Annotated in this window: 1 protein-coding gene; it reads left to right on the top strand. The window is 66.2% G+C overall.

From position 1 onward, the window contains the following. Positions 1–7: 7 nt before the first annotated feature. The coding region (gene dxs / locus MSKU9_RS17700) for a 1-deoxy-D-xylulose-5-phosphate synthase (RefSeq protein ID WP_141262653.1) at positions 8–1,909 on the top strand (1,902 nt) is incomplete at its 3' end.

Here is a 1,909-nt window from a genome sequence, read left to right as displayed (position 1 = left end):
GCCCGCGATTCCGACCCTTGGGCGTTACCCCCAGCTTGACCGGGTGCGCGCGCCGCATGACATGCGCAACCTTTCGGTGGAGCAGCTGAAGCAGCTGGCGGATGAACTGCGGTCCGAGACGATCGATGCCGTGTCCACCACCGGCGGGCACCTTGGCGCGTCGCTGGGCGTGGTTGAACTGACCGTCGCGCTCCATGCCGTGTTCGACACACCCGATGACCGGGTGATCTGGGACGTGGGCCACCAGGCCTATCCGCACAAGATCCTGACCGGGCGGCGCGACCGTATCCGCACCCTGCGCCAGCCGGGCGGCCTTTCGGGCTTTACGCGGCGTAGCGAGAGCGAATACGACCCGTTTGGCGCGGCGCACTCCTCGACCTCCATTTCCGCCGGCCTCGGCATGGCCGTCGCCCATCACCTGCGCGCGGAGGAAGATCCTTCCTACCGCGAGCGCAACGTGATCGCGGTGATCGGCGATGGCTCGATCTCGGCGGGCATGGCGTACGAGGCCATGAACAATGCGTCGCATTGCGGCCCGGGCGCCGAACGCCTGATCGTGGTGCTGAACGATAACGAGATGTCGATCGCCCCCCCCGTGGGCGCGATGTCGAACTACCTCTCGCGCCTCATGTCCTCGCGCAAGTTCCTGTCCTTACGCGAACTCGCCGCCAAGATGGCCAAGCGCCTGCCCGGCCGCCTGGAACGCACGGCGAAGAAGGCGGATGAATACGCGCGCGGCATCATGACCGGCGGCACGCTGTTCGAGGAACTGGGCTTCTATTATGTCGGCCCCGTTGACGGCCATGACATGAACCAGCTGGTCCACATCCTGCGCAACCTGCGCGACGCCGAGGATGTCGGCCCCGTGCTGCTGCATGTGATTACCGAAAAGGGCCATGGCTACAGCCCGGCCGAATCGGCGGGTGACAAGTATCACGCGGTCTCGAAATTCAATGTCGTGACCGGTGAGCAGAAGAAGGGCCCGTCCGGCCCGCCCAGCTACACTTCGGTCTTTTCGAAGGAGCTGGTCCGTCAGGCCGCGACCGACGACAGGATCGTCACGATTACCGCCGCCATGCCCTCGGGCACGGGGTTGGACAAGTTCGCCAGGCTCTATCCCGACCGCTTCTTTGACGTGGGCATTGCCGAACAGCATGCCGTGACGTTTGCCGCCGGCATGGCGACCGAGGGGCTGCGCCCGTTCTGCGCCATCTATTCCTCCTTCCTGCAGCGCGCCTATGACCAGGTGATGCATGACGTGGTGCTGCAGAAGCTGCCGGTGCGCTTCGCCATCGACCGCGCGGGGCTGGTGGGGGCCGATGGCGCGACGCATGCGGGTTCGTTCGACATCGCCTACCTTGGCTGCCTGCCGGGCATCACGCTGATGGCGCCCAGCACCGAGCTGGAACTGCAGCACATGACCGCGACCGCCATCGCATTTGACGAAGGCCCGCTTGGCCTGCGTTACCCGCGTGGCCCGGGGCTCGGGCTGGAACTGCCGGAAGCCGGTCAGATCCTTGAAATCGGGCGTGGGCGAATCGTGCGCGAAATGACCCGCCAGTCCGGGCCGGAACAGGGCGGCATCGCCATCCTGTCGCTTGGGCCGAGGCTGGCCGATGCGCTGAAGGCCGCCGACATGCTGGCAGCCCAGGGCCTGTCCCCCACCGTGGCCGACGCCCGCTTCGCCAAGCCGATCGACACCGCACTGATCGAGCAGCTCGCGCGCAACCACGCCGTGCTGATCACGGTCGAGGAAGGATCGGTTGGCGGATTCGCAAGCTTTGTCATGACCCATCTGGCCAGAACCGGCCTGCTGGACCGCGTGCGCTTCCGCCCCATGACCCTGCCCGACCGCTTCATCGATCACAACACCCAGGCCGCACAGTATCATGAGGCCGGGCTGGATGCG

It is taken from the genome of Komagataeibacter diospyri (assembly GCF_006538165.1).
Taxonomy (GTDB): domain Bacteria; phylum Pseudomonadota; class Alphaproteobacteria; order Acetobacterales; family Acetobacteraceae; genus Komagataeibacter; species Komagataeibacter diospyri.
This window is presented reverse-complemented; position numbering and strand designations above follow the sequence as displayed.